Annotated in this window: 16 protein-coding genes and 1 tRNA gene; 10 read left to right on the top strand and 7 right to left on the bottom strand. The window is 73.0% G+C overall.

Annotation, left to right across the window (positions count from 1 at the left end; all coding sequences use genetic code 11):
* Positions 1 to 35: 35 nt before the first annotated feature.
* The 4 genes from OG625_RS04925 to OG625_RS04910 form a co-directional block, all read right to left on the bottom strand.
* A complete protein-coding gene (locus OG625_RS04925; protein WP_329376836.1) occupies positions 36 to 1,655 on the bottom strand; it encodes a molybdopterin-dependent oxidoreductase in 1,620 nt (539 codons plus the stop codon).
* Entirely contained in the window at positions 1,603 to 1,863 is a 261-nt protein-coding gene (locus OG625_RS04920; protein ID WP_329376835.1) for a hypothetical protein, read from the bottom strand. The genes OG625_RS04925 and OG625_RS04920 overlap by 53 nt, the downstream gene beginning before the upstream one ends.
* Positions 1,864 to 1,953: 90 nt before the next feature.
* On the bottom strand, positions 1,954 to 4,278 hold the full coding sequence (locus tag OG625_RS04915; RefSeq protein ID WP_329376834.1) for an alpha-N-acetylglucosaminidase: 2,325 nt from the start codon (positions 4,276 to 4,278) through the stop codon (positions 1,954 to 1,956).
* A 59-nt stretch (positions 4,279 to 4,337) separates the two neighbouring features.
* Positions 4,338 to 6,035 carry a ricin-type beta-trefoil lectin domain protein gene (locus tag OG625_RS04910; RefSeq protein ID WP_329376833.1) on the bottom strand — a complete coding sequence of 566 codons (1,698 nt, stop codon included), beginning with the start codon at positions 6,033 to 6,035 and terminating at the stop codon, positions 4,338 to 4,340.
* Between the two features lie 169 nt (positions 6,036 to 6,204).
* On the opposite strand from OG625_RS04910, the gene OG625_RS04905 reads away from it, so the two are divergent.
* The 3 genes from OG625_RS04905 to OG625_RS04895 all read left to right on the top strand — a co-directional run bounded on the left by OG625_RS04905 (position 6,205) and on the right by OG625_RS04895 (position 8,332).
* Complete coding sequence (locus OG625_RS04905) at positions 6,205 to 6,873, top strand: TetR/AcrR family transcriptional regulator (protein ID WP_329376832.1); 669 nt, start codon at positions 6,205 to 6,207, stop codon at positions 6,871 to 6,873.
* A 14-nt stretch (positions 6,874 to 6,887) separates the two neighbouring features.
* Positions 6,888 to 7,829, top strand: coding sequence for a serine/threonine dehydratase (locus OG625_RS04900; RefSeq protein ID WP_329376831.1), 942 nt, complete (start codon positions 6,888 to 6,890; stop codon positions 7,827 to 7,829).
* A gap of 137 nt (positions 7,830 to 7,966) precedes the next feature.
* The gene (locus OG625_RS04895) at positions 7,967 to 8,332 is read left to right on the top strand and encodes a hypothetical protein (RefSeq protein WP_329376830.1); all 366 of its coding nucleotides are present in this window, start codon (positions 7,967 to 7,969) and stop codon (positions 8,330 to 8,332) included.
* A 15-nt stretch (positions 8,333 to 8,347) separates the two neighbouring features.
* Here OG625_RS04895 and OG625_RS04890 read toward each other — a convergent pair whose 3' ends face one another.
* The gene (locus OG625_RS04890) at positions 8,348 to 10,153 is read right to left on the bottom strand and encodes a hypothetical protein (RefSeq protein WP_329376829.1); all 1,806 of its coding nucleotides are present in this window, start codon (positions 10,151 to 10,153) and stop codon (positions 8,348 to 8,350) included.
* A tRNA-Arg gene (locus tag OG625_RS04885) sits at positions 10,153 to 10,228 on the bottom strand. Before OG625_RS04885 ends, OG625_RS04890 begins: the two co-directional genes overlap by 1 nt.
* 124 nt (positions 10,229 to 10,352) lie before the next feature.
* Between OG625_RS04885 and OG625_RS04880 the strand changes: the two genes are divergently transcribed.
* From OG625_RS04880 to OG625_RS04850, 7 genes are all read left to right on the top strand, one after another.
* Positions 10,353 to 11,348: a hypothetical protein gene (locus tag OG625_RS04880; RefSeq protein ID WP_329376828.1), complete on the top strand. Its 996-nt coding sequence runs from the start codon at positions 10,353 to 10,355 to the stop codon at positions 11,346 to 11,348.
* A 56-nt stretch (positions 11,349 to 11,404) separates the two neighbouring features.
* Positions 11,405 to 13,444 (top strand): hypothetical protein, encoded by a 2,040-nt coding sequence (locus OG625_RS04875; RefSeq protein ID WP_329376827.1) that lies wholly within the window; start codon positions 11,405 to 11,407, stop codon positions 13,442 to 13,444.
* Positions 13,441 to 15,885, top strand: a complete 2,445-nt coding sequence (locus tag OG625_RS04870; RefSeq protein WP_329376826.1) for a TIR-like protein FxsC — start codon at positions 13,441 to 13,443, stop codon at positions 15,883 to 15,885. The genes OG625_RS04875 and OG625_RS04870 overlap by 4 nt, the downstream gene beginning before the upstream one ends.
* Before the next feature lie 189 nt (positions 15,886 to 16,074).
* The gene (locus OG625_RS04865; protein ID WP_329376825.1) at positions 16,075 to 16,752 is read left to right on the top strand and encodes a DUF4328 domain-containing protein; all 678 of its coding nucleotides are present in this window, start codon (positions 16,075 to 16,077) and stop codon (positions 16,750 to 16,752) included.
* 146 nt (positions 16,753 to 16,898) lie between these two features.
* Positions 16,899 to 18,923, top strand: coding sequence for an NADPH-dependent 2,4-dienoyl-CoA reductase (locus OG625_RS04860; RefSeq protein WP_329376824.1), 2,025 nt, complete (start codon positions 16,899 to 16,901; stop codon positions 18,921 to 18,923).
* Between the two features lie 58 nt (positions 18,924 to 18,981).
* Positions 18,982 to 19,395: a PaaI family thioesterase gene (locus OG625_RS04855; protein WP_329376823.1), complete on the top strand. Its 414-nt coding sequence runs from the start codon at positions 18,982 to 18,984 to the stop codon at positions 19,393 to 19,395.
* The gene (locus OG625_RS04850) at positions 19,392 to 20,714 is read left to right on the top strand and encodes an MFS transporter (RefSeq protein WP_329376822.1); all 1,323 of its coding nucleotides are present in this window, start codon (positions 19,392 to 19,394) and stop codon (positions 20,712 to 20,714) included. The genes OG625_RS04855 and OG625_RS04850 overlap by 4 nt, the downstream gene beginning before the upstream one ends.
* On the opposite strand, the gene OG625_RS04845 is transcribed toward OG625_RS04850, so the two are convergent.
* Positions 20,644 to 22,221, bottom strand: a complete 1,578-nt coding sequence (locus OG625_RS04845) for an alpha/beta hydrolase (protein ID WP_329376821.1) — start codon at positions 22,219 to 22,221, stop codon at positions 20,644 to 20,646. The genes OG625_RS04850 and OG625_RS04845 overlap by 71 nt on opposite strands.
* Positions 22,222 to 22,516 lie beyond the last annotated feature (295 nt).

Raw genomic sequence — 22,516 nt, 5'->3', positions numbered from 1 at the left:
TGATGTCCGGACTATCTCGTCAATGTACCGGCGCGTCAGCTCGGGGCGCGGACGTTCACCTCCACCGCGTGCCACCCGGTCGCCCCGTCCGGCACGGTTCCCACGCGCACCCCCGTCTGGGCGGCGCCCGGACCGTCCGTCGCCCGGACCTCCAGGGTGTGCCGGCCCGGCGTCGCCTCCCACGGCCACACCCACTGGCGCCACGTGTCGACACCGTCCGCCGCCGCGAGCCTCGCCTCCTGCCAGGGCCCGCCGTCCACCCGTACCTCCACCCGCTCGATCCCGCGGTGCTGCGCCCACGCCACCCCGGCGACCGCCACCCGGCCCGCCCTCGGCTCGGCGTTCGCGCGAGGGGTGTCGATCCGCGACTGCGTCTTGACCGGCGCCTGCTGCGCCCAGGACCGCCGTACCCAGTAGGCGTCGTACGTGGCGAAGGTGGTCAGCCGCAGCTCCGTCAGCCATTTGCAGGCGGAGACGTACCCGTACAGGCCCGGTACGACCATCCGTACCGGGAACCCGTGCGCGAACGGCAGCGGTTCGCCGTTCATCCCGACCGCCAGCAGCGCGGCCCGGCCGTCCATCACCGCTTCCACGGGCGTCCCGATCGTCATCCCGTCCACCGAGCGGGCCACCAGCTGGTCGGCCGGGCCGCCCTGGGACGGCGGCCGGACGCCCGCCTCGCGGAGCAGGTCTCCCAGGCGTACGCCGAGCCAGCGGGCGTTTCCCGCGTACGGGCCCCCGACCTCGTTGGACACGCAGGTGAGGGTGATGTCGTGCTCGACGAGCGGGCGGCTCAGCAGCTCCCGCAGATCGAGGGCGAGCGGCCGGGTGACGCCCTCGCCGTGGATGGTCAGCCGCCAGGTGTCCGCGTTCACGCGCGGTACGACCAGGGCGGTGTCCACGCGGTAGAAGTCCTGGTTGGGGGTGATGAAGGGGGAGATCCCGGGGACGTGCAGGTCCGCGGCCGCCGGGACGGGCGGCGCCGGCACGGTCGGCCGGGGCAGGACGAACTCGGTCCGGGAGGCCGTCGCCCCCGCCGAGCCGTACGCGCCCAGCCGCCGCCCGGCGTACCCGGCGCCGGCCGAGAGCGCCACGACCGCCGCGGCCAGCCGGCCGAAGCCCCGCCGGTCCATCGCCCAGGTCCCGGCGGGCGGAGCCCCGGCCGGCCGGGGCCGGGTCGCCGCCGTGACCAGCAGGTACAGCACCGCGGCCGAGACCAGCGCGCCCACCAGCGAAGGCAGCGCGTCCTTCCACGAGGATTCGGGGCGGCCGAGCGCGGCCACCGCCCCCAGCAGCCCGATCCCGCCCGTGACCGCGATCCCGGCGGGCAGGTACCGCAGGGCGAGCATCCCCGCGCCGACGGCGATCGCGGCCAGGACGAGGACGATGCCGAGCGTCAGCACCGCCTTGTCGGCGACGCCGAACAGCCGGATCGCCCACTCCCGGACGGCCTGCGGCGTGAGGTCGACCGCCGCCCCGCCGACGGCGGTGACGGGGGCGGCCTCGGGCCGGACCGCCGCCGCGGCCAGCTCCGCGGCCGCCAGGCCCGCGAAGGCCGCCACCACCCCGCTGACGGCCCCGAGCAGGGGAAGCCGGCCGCGTCTAGGGCCCGGCGTCGAGCGGTCCGCCCGGTCCTTCCGGTTCACTCGGTCCATCCGGTGTCGCCTTCCGATGAGGGGCCGGCTCCGGGGCGGGCCAGGCCGCCCGGTCCTCCGCCCGGTCCTCGGCGGAGGCCGGGTACCAGACGCCCGTTCCCCGGCGCTTGCGCAGCTCCACCACCCCGTGGGGCCATGGGGTGTGGCCCGGCCGGTCGAGGGCCGGCGGCTCCGGAGCCGGCGGGGGCTGCTGTGCGGTTTCGGTCATGCCCCTGATCATTTCCGGGTCCGCCCGGGGCGGCGGAGCGCCGACCGTCCTGTACCCCGGACGGGTAACGGGATTCCCCCGGGAGAGTGGTCAGTTCGACGCCGGTACGGCCGCGGCCGCTCCCGGCAGGGCCGCGGCGATCCCGGCCGCCAGCTCGTACGGGTCCCCGCTCGGCCGGGCCGGGTGCCGGGTGGTGCGCCGGGCCCACTCCTCCTCGTACGCGTGCCAGTCGATCTCCCGGGGCGCCGCCTTCCGTACCAGGGCCTCCTCCAGCGAGTCGAAGTAGAGCTTCCACCGCCCGGCGTACAACTCCGAGACCAGGCCGCTCCATTCGCGGTTCGCGTAGTCGTGCAGGAAGCCCCCCTCGCTCGTGCTGTGGCGGCCCCACACGCTGAGGATCGAGCGCGCGTCGTACTCGTAGCGGTCCCGCTCGGCCTCGTCGGCGCCCCAGGAGCGGGCCTTGCCGAGCCAGTCGCCGAGCAGGAAGTTCGGGTCGGAACCGATGACCGAGTCCAACCTCCGTTCCCCGTCGGCCCATTGGGCGGTCAGCTCGCGGAAGCGGGCCAGGTCCTTCGCCTCGTACGCCGCCTTGATCTTCGGCAGCAGCACCCGCGAGTGGTTGGCGAGCGCCTGCCGGGCGGTGTCCACGAGGTCGAAGCGGTAGGCGCTGGAACCGCGCAGCGCCGGATCCACCGCGAGCAGGTGGTCCAGCGCCCGGCGCACCGAACCGGACGGATAGCGCATCGACTTGGGGCTCCAGTACGCCGCCCCCACCGCGCTCAGTGACGGCCGGGCGGTGAACAGACTGTCCTGCGACTCCGACCACAGGCCCGAGGAGGTGCTGTACGGGCCCTTGCGCAGCTCCTCCCAGGCCGCGGCCGCCTCCGCGTCGGGCCGGCCGTAGCGGCGGGCCGCGAAGTCGGCGAACCAGCGCCGCTGGTCGACCGGACCGGGCTCCCAGGCCAGGTCGGTGAAGAGGTCGAAGGCCGCCGGGTTGGTGCCGGTGGCCTCCGGGATGTAGGCGATCCCGGCGAGCGCGCTGTTGCCCTTCGCCCGCCAGGCGCCGAACCGGTCGATCCACACCGAGGTGTTGGCGCCGATGGTGGTGTGCCCGCCGAAGTTGTAGATGGAGCCCATCGCGTACGGGACCCCGCCCCAACGGGTCTCGCGGTCCAGGCGGTTGTACCGGTCGGACAGACCGTCCAGGATCAGCAGCTTCGAGGTGTCCACCCCGGCGAGCAGCTCCGCGGTCGGATCGTCCTGCCAGCCCAGCACCGCCCACAGGGCGCCCGGGCGGGCGGCGTGCAGGGCCCGCTGGATGGCGCCCGCCGCCGCCTTCACGTCCACGTTGCCGGTCTGACCGCCCTCGTGCAGCGGGCTCATCCGGTACATCGTGCTGTCCCCGAACACCGAGCGCTGCGCCGTGTAGTACGCGGCGGCCAGCTTCCCGAACACGGGCGAGGCCGGGTCCAGCCAGTCGGGCCGGTCGAAGCCCGCCCAGTCGCCCTGCGCCACCGTGACCGCGCCCGGATTGCGGGCGGTGAACTCCGGGGGCACGGTGCCGAAGTAGCCGGGCAGCACCGGGGTCATGCCGAGCGCCCGCAGCTGCTCGGCGAGCCGGCCGCCCAGCTCGGCGCGCTCGCGGATCAGCCGGTCGGAGACCGGCCCGCCGAAGCCGCTGAGGTTCTGCAGCAGCCACCAGCTCTGGTGGCCGGGGCCGGGGATCCAGCGGCGCAGCTCCTCGGCGGAGTAGCCGAAGTCCTGCAGCGCCCGGTAGTACGGGTACTCGGCGCCGACCTGCACGAACACCTCGTTGACCCCGTGCAGGGCGAGCAGGTCGATCTGCCGCTGGTGTTCCTCGAAGGAGCGGTACGGGCCGGAGTACCCGTCGTCGGTGTCGTTGAGCGCGTACCGGTGCGGGACGAGCGCGCTGCGCGTCACCGGTGCGGGGACCGCGGGAAGTTCGGCGGGCAGCATGCCGATGCTGTCGCCGGGCCAGCCGATGTCGGCCCCCGCGACGTGCTGCAGGTACCAGCCGACCCCCGTGAGCAGGGTGGCCCCGGTACTGCCGCGCACCGTGATGGCGCCGGCGGCCCCGGAGACGGTGAAGGTGTCGGCCGCCGCGCCCGCGTCGGCCACGAACGTGAACTGTGCGGCGTGGCGCGGTAGCAGCCGCTCCAGAGAAGCCCGCGCGGGCGCGACGTCGAAGGCCTTGGTCTCCTTGGTCTCCTCGGTCGCCTTCGTCCGGGGCGCGGGCACGTCCTCCCGTACGTCGGCACGTGCGGGCGACCCTGCGCCCGGAGCGGTGGCTCCGGGCGCGGGAGCCGCGCAGATCAGGGCCAGCAGTGCCGCGGGCAGCGCGGCGAGGGCGACCGGGCGGGGGACGGGCAGGCGGCGGCGCCCGCTTCGTGGCATCGGGTTGCTCATCCGTTCGCTGGGGAGTGTTGCCGGGGGCATGAGGCCGGGAAGTGCGGTCAGACCGGCAGGGACCAGGCCTGGTCCACCCGGTGGTCGCCGCAGGGGGCCAGGCGCAGCCGCTCGGCCGGGGCATCCGGGAGGGCGACCGGGGCCGGAGCCGTCAGGCACGTACCGCTCGCCTCGTCCACGAGGGTCCCGTCGCGGCGGTGCGACCAGCTCTGACCGGTCGGCTGCTGCGCCTGCGGGGGAGCGCAGTCGACCAGCTCCACCAGGCCGTTCGCGCCCGCCGACAGGCATTCGTCGGCCAGCCTCAGGTTCCCTTCCTCGCCGAGGACCCACCGCTGGTCGGGGGCTCCGGTGCACGCGACGAGCACGACCGCGCCGACACCGGTGGTGTTGGCCCCGTCGGCGCACTTCGCGCCGTCGCCGACGATCTGTCCGGTCGGCACGGCTTCGGCGCAGCGGTTCGTTGTGAGCCGCCAGACTCCGGTGTCGTGCCCGGCCAGCCTTCCGGTCAACGTGTCGGTGACCTCACGGCGTCCCCCGCTCCACAGGTCCTGCGCGTCGACCGAACAGGCGGGCAGACCGAGTTCCTCGAGCGGCACGGCGATGTTGCGGGTGGCCGCCGAACGGTTGAGCACGGCCACCGCCCGGTCGCCGTTGGCGAGGGGCCGCACCAGGATCTCGAAGGTGGCGTTGGAGGAGACCACCGCGCCCTGACGGCCCATCGGGTCCTGGTCCAGCTCGATCATCCGGTTGTTCCCGAGGGCGGCGAGCCCCTCGGGGGTCAGCTGCGAGACCTCGGAGCTCAGGATGAACGGCGCCGCCATCATCGCCCAGAGGGCGACCTGACTGCGGCTCTCGGCCGCGGTGAGTCCGGGGGCGCCCGCGATCAGGAAGTCGGGGTCGTTCCAGTTGCCCGGGCCCGCGTACCGGCCCAGCCAGCGGTTGTAGCCGTAGTTGCCCATCACCGAACTCCACCGGGAGGCGCTGGGCGTGGCCGGCTTGTAGACCTTGATGTCCCGGCCCTCGCGCCACAGTTGACCGGTCTCGCCGACCCAGCCGAGGACCTTGTGCCAGTCGGAGCCGCCCCATTCGCCCTGCTGGAAGTAGGCGGGCGCGGAGGCGGACAGGACCATGTCCCGGCCGCTGTCGCGCAGGGCCTTCGCGACCGCGGTGTACGCGTCCCGGTAGGCCTGCTCCTTCGTCTTCCCCTCCGGCACCCAGAGGTTGCAGCCGTCCATCTTGACGTAGTCCACCTTCCAGGAGGCGAACTGGCGGGCGTCCTGCGCGTAGTGGTCCGCGCCACCGCCCTCCGGGGACCCGCTGCCCGGGTACTTCTCACAGGTCAGCGAGCCGGCGTCCTGGTAGATGCCGAACTTCAGGCCCTTGGCGTGCAGATACTCGCCGAGCCAGGCCATGCCGTGCGGGAACCTCTGGGTGTCGACGACCAGGGCGCCCCGCTCGTCACGGCTCTTGGTCATCCAGCAGTCGTCGACGGTCACCGTGTCGTAACCCTTGGCGGCGAGCCCGGAGGACACCAGCGCGTCGGCGTTCGCGACGACCTTGGCCTCGTCGATGTCGCACATGTAGTGCGCCCAGTTGTTCCAGCCCATCGGCGGGGTCAGTGCGAGGGGGGTGTCCGAGGTCGCGTCGGGCTCGGCCGCCGCCGACGACGGGGCGGGCGAGAGCGCGAGGGCGAACAGGGCGGCCGCGGTCAGGCAGGGGAGCGTCGCACGCAGGCGAGGCGGCACGGAGTCTCCTTGACGTGGGGGCAGTCGTGCGCCCAGTGCAGCGAGACGGCTACCCCCTGTCAACGCAAGTCGCTGATTATGACCCGATGACCAGCAATATGGCCGTAAATGCTGTCACACGAAGGAGGTGTATCAGGCTGCTGATACGACGTATGATACGTTGTATCTCATGCCGAGAAGATCAGCCGCCCTGGACCGTGCGACACCCGAGGCCATTGCCGTCGCCGCGCTGCGGATCCTCGACGAGGAAGGGCCCGGGGCCCTGAGCTTCCGCTCCCTCGCCGACCGGCTCGACGTCTCCCACGCCACCGTCCAGCGCCGTTGCTCCGACCTCGCCGGACTCCTCGACCTGTGCACCGAGCACCTGGCCGCGCAGCTCCCCGAGATCCCCGCCGGCACGGACTGGGCCGAGGCCGCCGAGCAGCGGTTCGGCGCGCTCTACCGACTGCTCACCGCCCACCCCGGACTGCTCGTGCTGCGCGGCGGCCGGCCCTGGCTCGGCCGTCAGCTGCTGGCCCGCCTCGTGGAGCCCGCCCTCGCCGACAGCGTGGCCGCCGGGATGAGCCCCGCCGAGGCGATGACCGTCTACCGCCGCATGTACCTGCTCACCCTCGGCAGCGCCGCCTTCGTGGACCACCGCGACCCGGCCGCCGTCACCGCCGCCTCGCGGGCCGCCCTGGCCGCGCTGGACCCGGCCGAGTTCCCGGTGCTCGCGGGCGCCGTGGCCGACGTACTGCCCCCGCTGACCGACCACGAGGTGTACTACGGCGCCCTGCGCCAGCTGATCGAAGCCGCGCGGCCCGCCCGGCCCACGCGGTCCACCCGGCCCACCACCTGATGGGGAGACCGACCATGGAAACGACGCAGCAGCTCGACTACGCCGCCGTACGCGCCGCCGCAGACCGCATCGCCGGCGCAGTCCGCCCCGTGGCCACGGTCCCGGCCGCCGACGGCGTCTGGTACGCGCTGGAACACCTCCAGCACACCGGCTCCTTCAAGGCCCGCGGCGCCCGCAACTTCATCGCCGCACACACCGCGGCCGGCACCCTCCCGGCGGCCGGCGTCACCATCGCCTCCGGCGGCAACGCCGGGCTCGCCTGCGCCTGGGCGGCCCGCGCGCAGGGGGTACCGGCGACCGTGTTCCTGCCGGGCAACGCGCCGCGGGTGAAGGTGGAACGGCTGCGCGGCTACGGGGCCGACGTGCGGCTCGTCGGCGACCGGTACGCCCAGGCGTTCGCCGCCTGCGAGGAGTTCGCCGCCGAGAGCGGGGCGCTCGGCAGCCACGCCTACGACCATCCCCTGATCGCGGCCGGCGCCGGGACCCTGCTCGACGAGATCCGGGCCGCGGTGCCCGGGCTGGACACCGTGGTCGTCGCGGTCGGCGGCGGCGGACTCTTCGCCGGGGTCGCCACCGCCGCCCGCGAACACGGCGTACGGGTCATCGCGGCCGAGCCGGAGAACTGCCGCGCCCTGAACGCGGCGCTGGAGGCGGGCCGCCCCGTGGACGTGCCCGTGGACTCGGTCGCCGCCGACTCCCTCGGAGCCCCCCGGGTCTCCGCGGACGCGCTGGCCGCCGCCCGCGAGGACGGCGTACGGTCTGTCCTCGTCCCCGACGCGGCGATCACCCGGTCCCGGCGCGCCCTCTGGGAGGAGCACCGGATCGTGGTCGAGGCGGGTGCGGCCACCGCCCTGGCCGCACTGCGGACCGCCGGTGAACCGCTGGGGGAGCGGGTCGCGGTCATCCTCTGCGGGGCCAACACGGACCCGGGGGACCTGGTGACCTCAGCGGCGTGACCCCCGTACTTGAGCGACGATCGTCGCCCCGTCCGAAGACTTTCGAGGACTGCTGCCGGGTCCCGGCTCCTGCGAAGGTCTGACACGTGACGGCGAACCGCGCCGGTCGCGACACGGAACGGCACGGAGGAACGGGCGTGGCACAGCGCAAGGGTTGTCTGATCGGCTGCGGTATAGCGCTGGTGGTGGGCGTCGGGCTCCTGGCCGCGCTGCTCTTCGGCGTCGGCAAGCTGATCGACGTGGCGGACAAGACCCTGGTCGACCCCACCGTCTACGAGGCGGTGAAGACCGGCGGCGCGGAGAGCGAGGTCCGCGCCAAGCTCCCCTCGGGCGAGAGCGTCGTGAAGGACGTCCTCAAGGAGGGCGGCCCGGTCGTACCCGAGGGCAGCAGCTGCGCCTGGTACGTCTCCAGCGGCGACACCAAGAACGGCAAGGAGACCGTGTTCCGCTTCTGCTTCAAGGACGGCAAGCTCGCGGAGAAGGCCGAGTACCCGATGAAGTAGGTGCCTTCGGCCCCTCTACGCGACCAGCCGGAGTTGGGCGAGCGGCAGGGCGATCCGGGCGGCGGCCCGCACCGGGAGCCTGGCGGCCTCCGCGTCGATCCAGGCGAGTACGGCGGCCTGCTCGTCGGCGTCGCACAGCGAGAGGTCGAACAGCAGCTGCCGCCAGGCGCGGGCGGAGACCTTGGCGGTGGTCCCGGAGCGGGCGGCTTCACCGAAGGCGGCCCGGGCCAGGGCCGGCCAGCCGGGCTCGGGGGCGATGCCCAGGTCGCGGACCAGGGTGGCGAGGTTGAAGGTGGTGAGGATGCGGGCCTGTTCGATGACGGCGGGGTCCGTGGTCAGGGCGGGGCGGGCCCGCCAAGGTGCCGGCTGGGGGATGAGAACGGGACGGTCGGCGCGCTCGGTGCACAGTCGCGCGAAACCCTCCGGGTCGTCCGTGTCCGCCAGGTCCCGCACCGCGGAGTAGTCGATGCCGAAGTAGCGCTCGTACGGGGTGCCGCGCAGCAGCTCGGCGGCGTTCCTGGCAGCGTGCAGGAGGCTCGGCGAGGCCGCCCCGCTGAAGTCGTTGGCGAAGGGCTCCAGGAGGAGCGGCGTGGGCAGCTCCGCCCGGCCCGCGAGCCCGGACAGCAGGCACACGAGGTGGTTGGGCAGTCCGGTGCCGGGAAAGGCCCGCAGGGAGGTTTCGGCCAGCTGGGTGAGGGTCGCGCGGTCGCGTGCCGCCGGTTCGTGCCGGTGCCACCGGTCGACCGCGCGGACCCAGGGCAGTTCGGACACCGCCGTGTGGAACTCGGGGACCCAGTAGCCCACGTACCGGGGCCGGGCAGCCCGGTGCGTGGCCGCCATCAGCGTGCGCAGCGAGGCGTCGGCGTAGCCCCCGGCGAAGTGCGTCGCGATCAGCTGCGGTGCCGTTTCGGCCAGTACCTCGGCGGAGGGGACCATCCCGCGCTCCAGGAGCACCTCCACGGGTGCGTCGAGGACGCTGCCCGCGACCTCGCGCACCGCCGGCGGGATCACGGCTCCGGCGGGCAGGCCGCTCTCCAGGGCCTCCTCCACGGTCACCGGGCCGACCAGCGCCTCGACCTCCGCCTCCGGCAGCCCCCGGTCCACGGGGTACGCGGAGAGCCGGCGCAGCACCAGCGCGGCCAGCTCGTGGTGCGTGGGCCGGTCCTGGCCCGACTGCCGTACCCGGTCGCGGGTGGCGGCCATCGAGTTCACGGCGTGCCGCAGCAGGCCGGACGCCCGCGGCGTTGGAGTGCGGCCGGAGAGGGCTTCCTCCAGCGCGTGGCGCAGGATCGCGGCGTTCGTCTTGGGGTCGCGGTGCTTGGCGCAGCGGGTGTGCGCGGCCGCGAGGGACCGGTAGCGCTTCAGCAGCGCGGCGCCGGCGGCGTTCCATTCCGGGCCGTTCGCGTCCTCGCGCAGCCAGTGGGCGAGCAGCTCGCCCTCGTACGGCCGCCACACCGTGAGGGCCTCGCGCTGCGCCTCGACGGCCTCGTTGGGCCGCCGGCGGGCGAGCAGGGCGACGGCCTGGCCGACAGTGCGGCGGTGCACGAGGTCCGGGCCGGGGGAGGGGAGCTCCGCGGGCCGTGGAGCGAAGCGGACCTCGTGGGCGTGGGGCCGTAGCTCCTCCACGAGTTCGGCCGCGCCGGAGGTGTCGCCGGCGCGCAGCAGCCAGGCCACGGTGAGCAGCGCGGCCTCCTTGGGCGCGCGCACCTCGTACCGTCCGCTGTCCAGCAACGACCGCAGCCAGGCGAGGCCTTCGTCGGCGAGGCAGTGGGCGAAGGCGTCGGCGGCGGGCAGGTCCGCGAGGGGATTGGTCTCGTCCATGGCCGGCGTGGCAGGTCCTGCCCCTGCGCCCTCCGACTTCGCAAGTCGGTGCTCTCGCTGCTGAGCTACACGCCGTCCCGTGATCCTAGTGCGGTGATCCGCCCACGCCCACCGTGATCCTCCGCATTCACGGGCACGGCCCCGCCCCGCCTGTGTAACGTCAGGAGGGGCACGGGGTCGGGGCAACGGGGAGGTCGCTATGGCTGTACGTGTGGTGTTCGTCCACGGCATCGGCGGCCCCCGCGAACCCGCCAGGGAGCTCGGGCAATGGTCCGCCGCCCTGGCCGCCGGGACGCGCGCCGCCGGTCACGACGACCAGGCGCAGAGGCTGACGGCGGGGACTTCGGTCAGTACGGCGTTCGCCTACTACGGGGACCTCTTCGCCGCCCCCCAGGCGCAGGGCGACGGCACGTGGAGTCCGAGCGGGGAAGAGGCCGACATCCTGGCCGGGCTGCTCGGCGACGTGGTGGCGTCACTGGTGGCGGACAACGAGGCGGAGAACGACGAGGAGCCCGATCCCGAGCGCAAGCGGGCCGAGCGCCGCGTCCTGGAGTACGCCCAGGTGCAAACGGCGCCGGCGGGCCAGGCGCAGGGCAGCGGCCAGGTCCTGCGCAAGGCCCTGGACGTGGCCACCACGCTGATGGAACTGAGGCCGTGGCGCTCCCTCGGAACGTGGGTCGCCCCCAAGGTGATGGTGCGCGAACTGGCGCAGGTGGCCCGCTACCTCGCACGCGGCGAGCGGGAGGCGGCGGGCGGGAGCCTGGACGAGCGGATCAGGGCGAGACTGCTCGACGAGTTGGGGGACGGCCCGAGCGTGGTCGTCGCGCACTCCCTCGGAACGGTCGTGGCCATGGAAGCGCTGCACGAACACGCGGGGGAACTCCCCTTGTTCGTCACGCTCGGCTCCCCCATCTCGATGCGTGCGGCCGTCCGACCCCGGCTGAGGCCCCGCCCGCCGGCCTCGCCCGCCTGCGTGCGGAGCTGGCTGAACTTCTGGGACCGCGACGACCTCATCGCCGTACGGGCCCACTTGGAAAGGGACGTGGCACCCAACGAGGCGGGGGTGGCCCCCGTGAGCAGGCGGGTGGACTCCGACGGCATCTGGGTGCATCCGGCGGAGAAGTACCTGGCCCAGCCGGCGGTGGCGGGGCCTGTCGCCGCGGTACTGCGGGCCCATGCGGCGGAGGATCGGTGACGGTCGGGCCGGATTCCCGCAGGCACGTGCTGGTCATCGCGCCGCACTGTGATTCCATGCCGCGGCTGGGGTCCCTGGAGTCGGCTGCGCGTGATCTCGACAAGGTGCTCCGGGACGGAGCGCTGGGCGGCTGTTCGCCCGGTCTTCCCGACGGCGAGTCGCTCTTCGTCGGGGACGGTCTGACCAGCGAGCGCATCCGGGGCCTGGTGGAGAGGGCGGTCGAGCACGCCGCCGATCGCAACGCGGTCCTGGTCCTGGCCATGCTCGGGCACGGCTTCGTGCCCGGCCGGACCGGCACGCTGCACCTGATGGCCTCCGAGTCGGTCGAAGAGGTACGCCTGGGATCCGTGGACGTGGGCGCCCTCGTCGCCATGGCCGCCGACCACCACGGCGTGGGCGGACTGATAGGCATCATCGACACCTGCCACGCGGCCGGGGCGATACCGTCGGCGCACCAACTGGCCTCGGGGGCCCGCAACGGCCGCATCCGCCTCTCGCTCCTCATGGCGGCCGCCACCAGCCAGCCCGCCTACGATCTGACGCTCGCCCGAGAGCTCACCGCACTGCTGCGCCGCGGAGTCCCCGGGGAGGAGAAGGCCCTGTCGGTGATCTGCGTCGCGCAGGAGCTGCGAAGGCAGGTGAAGGGGCAGGACATCACGGACTGGAGCCTGGACGGTGCCCCCTTCGCCGACGGACCGCTCTGGTTCGCCCACAACTCCCAGTACCGCGGCCCCTCGTCCGGCGTCCTCAGCGGACCGCTGGCGGCCGAGGAGCTCGCCTCCGCGCTGGGCGGGCTGCATCCGCCCGTGTCCGTCCCGCGGGTTCACGACACGGCGGCCGTACGCGCTCTCCAGCGTCACCTGGAGGACGTGCGGTCCGCGGAACCGGACGGGGCGGCCTGGGAACGGGCCGCGGAGGCCGCGGACAACCTGTACGTGGCGGTCCGCACGGTGGAGCTCCTGCGGGGGTGGATCGGAGAGGGGCTGACGACCCCGCGGATCCGCCGGGCGGTCAGCTCCCTGTTCGCAGGCGAGCGACGGCTTCCCATCGGCCGTCCCGCAGTGTGTGACACGGATGTGGAAGTGCTCGACTACCTCGCCTTCGACCACCCCGTTGCCCACGGCAACTGCCGGCCGTGGGTCACCCGGTTCGTCGTGATCCTCGTCCGTGAGGTCGGCCGGAACGATCAGGATCCCGAACTGGCCCGGTGGGCGGAGGAGATCAAGGCCCGGCAGGAACTCAACGACGCCTTGGAGCACGCCCGGAACCGGCATGCCGAGCAGCGGCTGTCCTTGGTCGCGAGCCTCCATGCGTCGGTCGCCGGTGGCTGGCCGGAATCACTGGAGACCTGGCTGCTCCTGGACGGGGAGATCTTCGAACGCCACACCTTCAGCCGTCCTCGGCAACCGGATCCGGAGCGGCCCGTCGGCCGCGAGAGCGTGGAGGACCTGCTCGACAGCGCGGTTCTGTGGGCCCATGACGAGGCCAAGAAGCTGCAACTGCCTTTGACCCGCGTCCACGTGGCGGCCCCGAGCGCCCTGCTGGCCACCTGGCGTCCCGAGGAGTCCGGATCCGCCCTGCTGCTCGGGGTCCACCACGACGTCGTCATGCACTGGAGTGAACGGCTGGCGCCTTCACGCCTGTTGAGACTCACCGAGACGGCGGTCAGCGACCGCTGGACGAAGATCGAAAGCCACACCGCCCGGTCGGCGCCGCTGGAATGGCTCTCGGAGCAGGAGACCGCCGATCCACGGGCATTGCGTGCCCTCCTCGCCAAGGGCGGGCACAACGCGGGCGCCATGGGGCTGGTCCACCGTCCCACCGGGGACAAGGAAGGCCTACTGGACCTGCTGCTCGCCTACACGCCCGTACTGGTGTGGCCGCACGGCGCCGACCGCTGCGCGCCTCCGCTGCACGCACAGCTCGACGACCACTGGCGCACCCTGCCCGGCAGCCTCCTGGACACCTACCGGTGCGAGTGGCGGGGCGCACCGTCCCAGGACATCGCGGTGCTGCGACTGGTCTGGGACGACCGGGAATGGCTGGCGTTCTGCGACCGGATCAGGGTGTCGGGCGCGAGCACGGAGCCGTCATGAGCGGATCGGGCCGTCGTACCCATGCGTCCGACTGGATGGTCGACGCCTTGTGGAGCTTCCGGCACGATGGGGACGGAGGCGGCCTGGGCAGGATCCCGGCCCAGGTGCTCATCGACCGATCGCCGACCATGGCCTTGTGGCGCAGTGATCTCGCCCTCCTGGTCCGGGCGCTGCAGAGGCTCCGGGCGTTTCGCACCGTCCGGGTGGGTGACCTGCCTTCGGCCTGGAGCCCGGGTGGGCGGCTTTCGGCGGGCCCGCCCGAGAACCAACTGCTGATCCTGGTCTCGGACTGCTCCTCCCCGCTCTGGCGGAGTCCCGAGTGGTGGCAGGAGGTGTACGCGTGCCTGCGCCATTCCCGCGCCGCACTGATCAACCCGCTGCCGCCGAAGCTCTGGCGCCGCGTCGGGCTCGATCTGCCGGCGGTGCGCGTCGAGGGGCCCCGGGCACCGGATACGAGCAATGCCGACCTCGACTTCCGGCGCCCGCCGCTCCTCGATGCCCTGCCGAAGGGCGGACCGGACGAACCCTCGTGGCTCCCCCTGCCGGTGCTCTCCCTGACCGGCCACGCCCTGGGGCAGTGGGCCCGGACGGTGACAGGGAGACGGTCCGAGGGGTGCGACGCGCTGCTGGTGCCCGGACCCGCCCCATGGCGTCCGTCCCAACCGCCCGAACCGCCTCGTACCGCCGGCTCCTTGACCGACTCCTATCTGCTGTCGGCGTCTCCCCGGGCAGCCAGACTGGCCGTGTTGTGCGCGGCCTACGAGCAACTCGATCTGGCACAACTGGAAGTGATGTCACAGCTGTTCGAAGGGGACACCACCACTTCCGACCTGGCCGAGGTCCTCGTCAGCGGATTGTTCTCCGTGAGCGACGGCGGACCGACCCTGCGGTTTCACGCCGGTGTCCGCGAGCACCTGCAATCGTCGCTCGGGGTGCGGGACGTGCGCCTGTTGCGTGAACGCCTGCCGCACTACGCGGACCGTCTCGTCGAGCGCCGGCGCGTCGCACGGCCCGAGTCCCACCCACCCGCTTCCGTGGCGAGGCCCGCGGAGGAGCGTCCCGTCGAGGTTCGGCCCGTGGAGGCGGGTCCCGCCGAGGCCCCTGCGCGGCCGAGCGCCTCCGAGCACCGGCCGAGTACCCGAGAGGCCGCGTCGCCGTACTTCTTCCTCAGCTATGCGCACACGCCGAGGTTCGGGGCGGGGGGACCCGACCCGGACATGTGGGTGGAGCGGCTCTTCCGCGACCTCTGCAGTCACGTCATGGCGCTGACGAATCTCCCCGCGGGATCCGAACCCGGCTTCATGGACCGGGAGATACGCAGCGGCGAGGGCTGGTCGGAACGGCTCGGGCGAGCCCTCGCCACGTCCCGGGTGTTCGTCCCGCTGTTCTCGCCGCGCTACTTCGCCAGCGAAATGTGCGGAAAGGAGTGGTACGCCTTCGCGCAGCGCGCCGTCCATCACGGCGCGGTGAACAACCAGTCGGCCGAGGCCATCGTGCCCGCACTCTGGGTGCCGGTTCCCCCGGATCGACTGCCCGGGCCCGCCGAGCGGTTGCAGTTCAACCACAACGCGTTCGGCGAGCGCTACGTCACCGACGGGCTGTACGGCCTGATCAAACTGCGCGGATACGCGGACCAGTACGAGCGGGCCGTGTACGAGCTCGCCAGGCGCATCGTCAGCACGGCCGAGGCAGCCCGCCTCGAACCCTCCCGTCCGGTCGACTACCGGACGGTCCCGAGTGCCTTCGGTGCCGTGGGGAGCCCTGCCCGCACCCTCCACGTCACGGTGGCGGCCGCCACCCGGCACGATCTGCCGGAGGGGCGCAGTCCCGAGTACTACGGGGACAGTGCGCTGGAGTGGAATCCGTACCATCCGGAGACCCGGCTGCCCATCGCGCAGGTGGCCGAGCAAGTGGCCAGGAACCTCAACTACCGGGTGACGCTCGGGTCTTTCGACGACGAGGCCAGGCGCTTCGACAGCAAGCAGCCGCCGACCGAGCCGGAGATCCTGATCGTCGACCGGTGGGCGATGGAGGACGAGCACCGGCGCCGGCGCCTGGCCGCCCTGGACCAGGATCCCCGCCCATGGGTCAGCGTGGTCGTGCCGTGGAACCGTTACGACCACCAGAGCCGCGCGAAGGAAGTCGAACTGGCCGAGCGGCTGGAGGAGACGATGCCCGTCACGATGAGGCAGGGGCGGGCCGCCTGCCGGGCCGCCGCGAACGGCGTGACCAGCTTGGAGGCCCTCGGCCAGATCCTCCCGCAGGTGGTCGAGGCGGCCTCCCAGCAGTTCCTCAGGCACGCGCAGGTCTACTTGCCCCCCGTCGGCAGCCACGCTGAACGGCCACGGCGGCTCGGTCCCATGGGAATGGACGGGCCGCCCGCCCCGCCGAGGCTCCCCTTCCCGGCCGATGAGGGGGAGATGCCGACTGACGATGGCTGACCCTCGGGCTTCCGGAGCCGCAGCGGCTGCGCGCCGAACCTCCCGGAGCGGGCGGGCCGCGGCCCCGGCCCGGTCATCGGTCCGGGGCCCGGCCGCGCCCCGGTCGCACCCGTGCCGTAGGTTTCTCGCTGCCCGCCGCCGTCGGCGGGCTTCTTCGTGCCGCCGTGCACCCGTGGGGGGTCCCTCGTCATGTCCTTCGGTACCGCAAAACTGCCTCCGCTCGGCGCGCCCCCGGTGCGCTCGCTGCTCCGCTCGCCCAAGGGCCTGGCCACCGCGCTGACCGTGCTGCTCGGGCTGTGCGCCGCGACCCGCGTGGGCGCGGTGGCCGCCGGGTACAACCGGTACCTGGCCCTGGATGCGCTCGGTACGAGCCCGCTGGTGGACGCCGGGCCGGGCTGGGCGCTGTACTCGGGGTCGACGGGCCTGATCCTGCTGGCCATGCTTCCCACGGCCGTGGTGTTCGTCATCTGGTTCCACCGGGTCCGGGTGAACGCGGGGGTGTCGGCGCCCGGGATGTTCCGGAGCGGCGCCGGTTGGGCGATCGGGGTCTGGTTCATCCCCGTCATCGGGTGGACCGTCCTGCCGTTCCTGCTCGCCTTGAAGATGTGGGCGGCCAGTGCGTCGAGGCTGCCGGGCAGCGCCGGGTCGCCCGTGTCGGCCGCCCCCGTCACCGCTTGGGCCGGCGCGCTCGGCGTCGCGATGGTGGTGTCGGTGTCCGCGAACCGGCTGGGGGCCACGGCCACGACCGCGGACGGGATGGGCACCTCCGCGCTGGTGGGCATGGCCGCGGATCTGATGTTCGCCGTCGCGGCAGGACTGGCCGTCGTCTTCGTGCGCCGTCTCTCGGCGATGCAGTCGGTGGCGTGAACTCCGCCACAGGTGCGTGGGGGCCGGGTGCCGGGTCCCCCGTAATCCCGGGCCCGCAGAGCCTCGCCCGGTTTTGCACTTAGTTGCAAAACCGGGCTCCTCTCGCTAGAACAGGTGAATCACCCCCCGCGCGAGGAGGCGCCCCCATGAGTTCCCAGAGCCGGTACCCGCATCTGCTGAGCCCCCTGGACCTCGGGTTCACCACCCTGCCGAACCGCGTGATCATGGGGTCCATGCACACCGGCCTCGAAGAGCACGAGGGCGGCTTCGAGCGCCTCGCCGCCTTCTACGCCGAGCGGGCCCGCGGCGGGGCCGGGCTCATCGTCACCGGCGGCATCGCGCCCAACGACGCGGGCCGGCCCTTCGAGGGCGGCTCCCGCCTCACCACCGAGGGCGAGGCCGCCGAGCACCGGGTGATCACCGACGCGGTGCACGCCGAGGGCGGGAAGATCGCGATGCAGATCCTCCACTTCGGCCGCTACGCCTACCACAAGGACCTGGTCGCCCCGAGCGCCATCCAGGCCCCCATCAGCCCCTTCGTCCCGAACGAGCTCAGCGACGTCGAGGTCGAGCGGACGGTGGAGGACTTCGTACGGGCCGCGCGCCTGGCCAAGTCGGCCGGCTACGACGGCGTCGAGATCATGGGCTCCGAGGGCTACCTGATCAACGAGTTCATCGCCGCCGCCACCAACAAGCGCACCGACCGCTGGGGCGGCGCGTACGAGAACCGCGTGCGCTTCCCGCTGGAGATCGTCCGCCGCACCCGGCAGGCCGTCGGCGAGGACTTCATCCTCATCTACCGCCTCTCCATGCTCGACCTGATCCCCGGCGGCTCCACCCTCGACGAGGTCGTCCGCCTCGCCAAGGAGGTCGAGGCGGCGGGCGCCACCATCATCAACACCGGCATCGGCTGGCACGAGGCCCGCATCCCCACCATCGCCACCTCCGTCCCGCGCGGCGCCTACACCTGGGTCACCAAGCGGCTGATGGGCGCGGTGTCCGTGCCCATCGTCACCAGCAACCGCATCAACACCCCGGAGATCGCCGAGGAGTTGCTCGCGGACGGCCGCGCCGACCTCGTGTCGCTGGCCCGCCCCTTCCTCGCCGACGCCGACTTCGTCGCCAAGGCCGCCGCCGGCCGCTCCGAGACCATCAACACCTGCATCGGCTGCAACCAGGCCTGCCTCGACCACACCTTCAGCGGCAAGATCACCAGCTGCCTGGTCAACCCGCGCGCCTGCCACGAGACCGAACTCGTGCTCTCCCCGACGCAGTTGAAGAAGCGCGTCGCCGTCGTAGGCGCCGGCCCGGCCGGTCTCGCCTGCGCCGTATCCGCCGCCGGCCGCGGCCACGCCGTCACCCTCTTCGAGGCCTCCGGCCACATCGGCGGCCAGCTCGACATCGCCCGACGCGTCCCCGGCAAGGAGGAGTTCGAGGAGACCATCCGCTACTACGGCACCCAGCTCGTGGAGAGCGGGGTGGAGGTCCGCCTGAACACCCGCGCCGACGTGGACACCCTCCAGGGCTACGACGAGGTCGTCGTGGCCACCGGCGTCACCCCCCGCACCCCCGACATCGAGGGCGTGGACCACCCCAAGGTCGTCAGCTACCTCGACGTGCTCCGCGACGGAGCCCCCGTCGGCGAGCGCGTGGCCGTCGTCGGCGCCGGCGGCATCGGCTTCGACGTCGCCGAGTACCTCACCGACAGCGGCGAGGGCGCCTCCCAGGACCCGGACGTCTACTTCCGCCACTGGGGCGTGGACACCACCTACACCGGCCCCGGCGGCCTCACCAAGCCCGAGCGCCCCGCGTCGCCGCGCCAGGTCCACCTCCTCCAGCGCAAGACCACCAAGGTCGGCGCCGGCCTCGGCACCACCACCGGGTGGATCCACCGCGCCGAGATGAAGCACCGCGGCGTCGTCTCCGTCGCCGGGGCCTCGTACGACCGCATCGACGACGAGGGCCTGCACATCACCGTCGGCGGCGAGCAGCACCTCGTACCCGCCGACACCGTGGTCCTGTGCACCGGGCAGGAGCCGCGCCGCGACCTGTACGAGGCGCTGCGCGCCGCCGGAGTCGAGGCGCACCTGATCGGCGGCGCCGACGTGGCCGCCGAACTCGACGCCAAGCGGGCCATCCGCCAGGGCACGGAGCTCGCCGCCGGCCTCTGAGCCCGCCCGAACGGGAAAGGGATTGTGGCGGCCCGGGCCGGGCCGCCACAATCTCCCGGTGACGTTCTCTCCCGCTGACGCAGGCAAGATCCTTAACCACAACTTCGCCCCCTGGGTGCTCGCCCTCGGCCTCACCGTCGAGGAGACGGGCGAGCGGCACGCCGTCCTGCGGCTGCCCTGGTCCGACGAACTGGCCCGGGACGGCGGCGGCCTCAGTGGCCAGGCCATGATGGCGGCCGCCGACACCGCCACCGTCATCGCGATTTCCGCCGCGCGCGGGGCGTACGGGCCGATGACCACCGTCCAGCAGTCGACGAGCTTCCAGCGACCGGTGGTCGGCGCGGACGTGATCATTCGTGTACGGGTCACCAAGCTCGGCAAGCGGATGGCCTTCGCCGACATCACCCTGACCCCCGATGGCTCCGACGAGCCCGCCGCCACCGCCTCCACCGTCTACGCGCTGCTCGGATGAGTCCGAGCACATCGCTCGGGCGGAACAAGAACTTCAACGTCTTCTGGCTCGGCCAGGCGCTGTCCGTCCTCGGCGGCTCCATCTCGCTGCTCGCGCTGCCGATCCTGGTCCTCGACGCCACCGGGGACATCGTCCAGATGGGCCTCCTGACGGTGGTCTCGGGCGTCACCGGCATCGGCACGGGTCTGTTCGCCGGCTATGTGGTGGACCGGGTGGACCGCAGACGGCTCATGATCGTCTGCGATCTGGCCCGGGCGGTGTGCCTCGGCGCGGTGCCCTTCATCTGGATGGCGGGGCCCCGCATCTGGGTGCTGTACGTACTGACCGCGGTGGTCGGCGTCCTGAAGACCCTCTTCGACGTGGCGTACGTGACGGCGGTGCCCCAGCTGGTCCGCCCCGAGCACCTCACCACCGCCAACGGGCGGCTGATGAGCACCTTCGCCTTCGGGACCCTGCTCGGGCCGGTCGTGGCAGGCTTCCTCGCCGCCGGGGTCGGCGCCGACTGGGCCCTGGCCGTCGACGGCGCCACCTTCCTCGTCTCCGCCGCCAGCCTGCGCTGGGTCACCTTCCACCGGCCGGCCGACGGGGCCGGGAAGCGGCCGACGGGCGGCCCCGGGATGCTCCGGGAGATGCTCGTCGTCGGCTTCCGCTTCCTGTGGAGCCACCCGCTGCTGCGCCCGCTGACCATCCAGCTGACCCTGCTGACCTTCGTCACCATGGGCGCCACCGACCTGCTGATCTTCCACGTGCAGGAAGACCTCCACCGGAGCGAGGTCACCCTCGGCTACGTGATCGCCGTGAGCGGGGTCGGGGCCGCCGTAGCGGCCCTCTCCGCCGGCCGGCTGCGCCGGGTCTTCGGCTTCGGCGCGTGCTGGATCGCCTCGCTGGCCATGATCGCGGCGGCGGTGGCGGGCATCGGCCTCAGCCGCAGCGTGCCGGTGATCGCCGCCCTGGCCGCCGTGTTCATGTTCGGTGTCACCCTGGGCGGGGTCTGCACCATGACCCTGCGCCAAGAGGTCACCCCGGACCACCTGCTCGGCCGGGTCACCTCCGCGTTCTGGACGGTGCACAACGCCTCGGGCCCGATCGGCGTGGCCGTGCTCACGCTCCTGGCCAAGAGGCACGGCGTCCCGGTGGCCAGCCTGGGAGGCGGTGCACTGTGCCTGCTGATCCTCGTGGGCGTGCTGCTGACCCCGCTGCGCGGCAGCCGTGTGGGCGCGCAGCGGGGCGACAGCGAGGCGGGCCCGGTCAGAACCGGTCGGGTCCGGTCGGGAAGGGAAGCGGACCCGAAGGAACCGGGGACCCGCGCCGCTCCTTAGCGGCCGGCGGCTCCGCGTTCCGGCAGGTCGTCAGGTCCTGGGCGGGCAGCCGGCCCGTCGCCAGGTACGCGTTCACGTGCGCGTCGGCGCAGGACGCCGGGTCCGACAGGTACACGCCGTGACCCTCACCGCCCTCGACCAGCACCATCCGCGAGCCCTTGAGCGCGCGGTGCAGGCCCTGCCCGCTGGACAGCGGGGTCTGAGAGTCCCACTCGTTCTGCACGGTGAGCACGTTCGCCCGCGTCCGCATGGGCGTGGCCGCCTCGACGGGCCGTTGCCAGAAGGCGCACGGCTTGATGTTGGACGCGAAGTCCCCGTACAGCGGGTACTTCAGCTTGTCCTTCGCCGCGTCCCGCTCGTACTGCTCCGGGTAGCGGGGCCAGGTGCCTGTGTCCCCGCACACCACGGACCAGAAGACCGCGGTGCTGTTGTCCGAGGCGGGTTCGGCGCTCCGTCCGCCCGCGAGCAGCTCCTTCAGCTCCGGGGCGGAGGCGCCCGCCGGCAGCGGCTTGCCCTCGGCCGCGGCCTTCAGGGCCACGACCAGCGGGGTGACCTGCGCCGGGTAGAAGAAAGCCGCACGCGAGGCCCGGATGTCGTCGCCCGTGACCTTCATGCCCTCGAAGTCGATCGGCTCCCGGTCGGCGCGCGCCACCAGCCCCCACAGGGTGTCGGACACCGCCTTCGGGCTGTCGCCGAGCCCGTACTCGGCCGAACGCTCGGCCGCCCACCGCGTCCACCGCGCGAAGGCCGGCTCGGCCTCCGTCGCCCACACCTGGAGCATGCCGCGCCAGATCAGCTTCGGGTCCACGCCGCTGTCGAGCACGAAGCGGTCGGTGCGCTGCGGGAACATCTGCGAGTACACCGCGCCGAGGTACGTCCCGTACGAGTAGCCGACGTACGAGATCGTGCGCTCGCCCAGCGCCGCACGGATCACGTCCATGTCGCGGGCCGTGTTGCGGGTGGTGATGTGAGGCAGCACGTCGCCGGCCTTCTCACGGCACTTCTCGGCGACCGTGCGCGCCCACGTCACGTCGGTGTCGAACTTCTCCGGGTAATAGGGGCGGTTGATCTCCTGCTCGGCGTCGGTCAGCCCGCAGGAGACGGGGCTGCTGGCGCCGACTCCGCGCGGGTCGAAGCCGATCAGGTCGTACTGGTCCCGTACGTCCTTGGACATCGCCCCGCTCATCCACAGCGGTATGTCCAGCCCGGGACCGCCGGGACCGCCCGGGTTGGTCAGCAGGGCGCCGCGCCGTTTGGCGGGGTTCTCGCTCTTGACCCGCGATATCGCGAGATCGATCTTCCGGCCCTCGGGACGCCGGTAGTCGAGCGGGACCTTGAGCGTCGCGCACTCGTACGAGGCCGGCTGCTCGGGACTGCAGCGGTGCCAGTCGGGCTTCTGCCGCGGGTGGTCCTGCCCCGGGGCGGCGGAGGCGCCGGTCGCGGCGAGCAGGGGCACGGTGGTGGCGAGGAGTGCGGCGGAGGCGAGCAGCGGTGCGAGGCGTTTCATGCGCACGTGGCCGTTCCTTCCCTTCGGTGAGGTCGGAGAGGTCGGTGACGTCGGCGACCTTGGTGAGGTCGTCGAAGTCGCTTACCCGACCACCCTGTTGCACGCGCGGCCGGGGCGAATCATCCCGAAGGGCGGTACCTCGTGCTCCTCACGAACGAGCCGAAATCCGGACAAGTGGCCGACACGCCAGCGCCGTTGCCGCCGCGCTCCGGTCGGCGAGTGCACACAGTCGCGGGCCGTGCGGAGCGGTCCGGAATCCCCGCGGACCCGCCCGGGTATCGAAGAGCCGTCGTGC

It is taken from the genome of Streptomyces sp. NBC_01351, assembly GCF_036237315.1.
In the GTDB taxonomy this organism is placed as follows: Bacteria; Actinomycetota; Actinomycetes; order Streptomycetales; family Streptomycetaceae; genus Streptomyces.
This window is presented reverse-complemented; position numbering and strand designations above follow the sequence as displayed.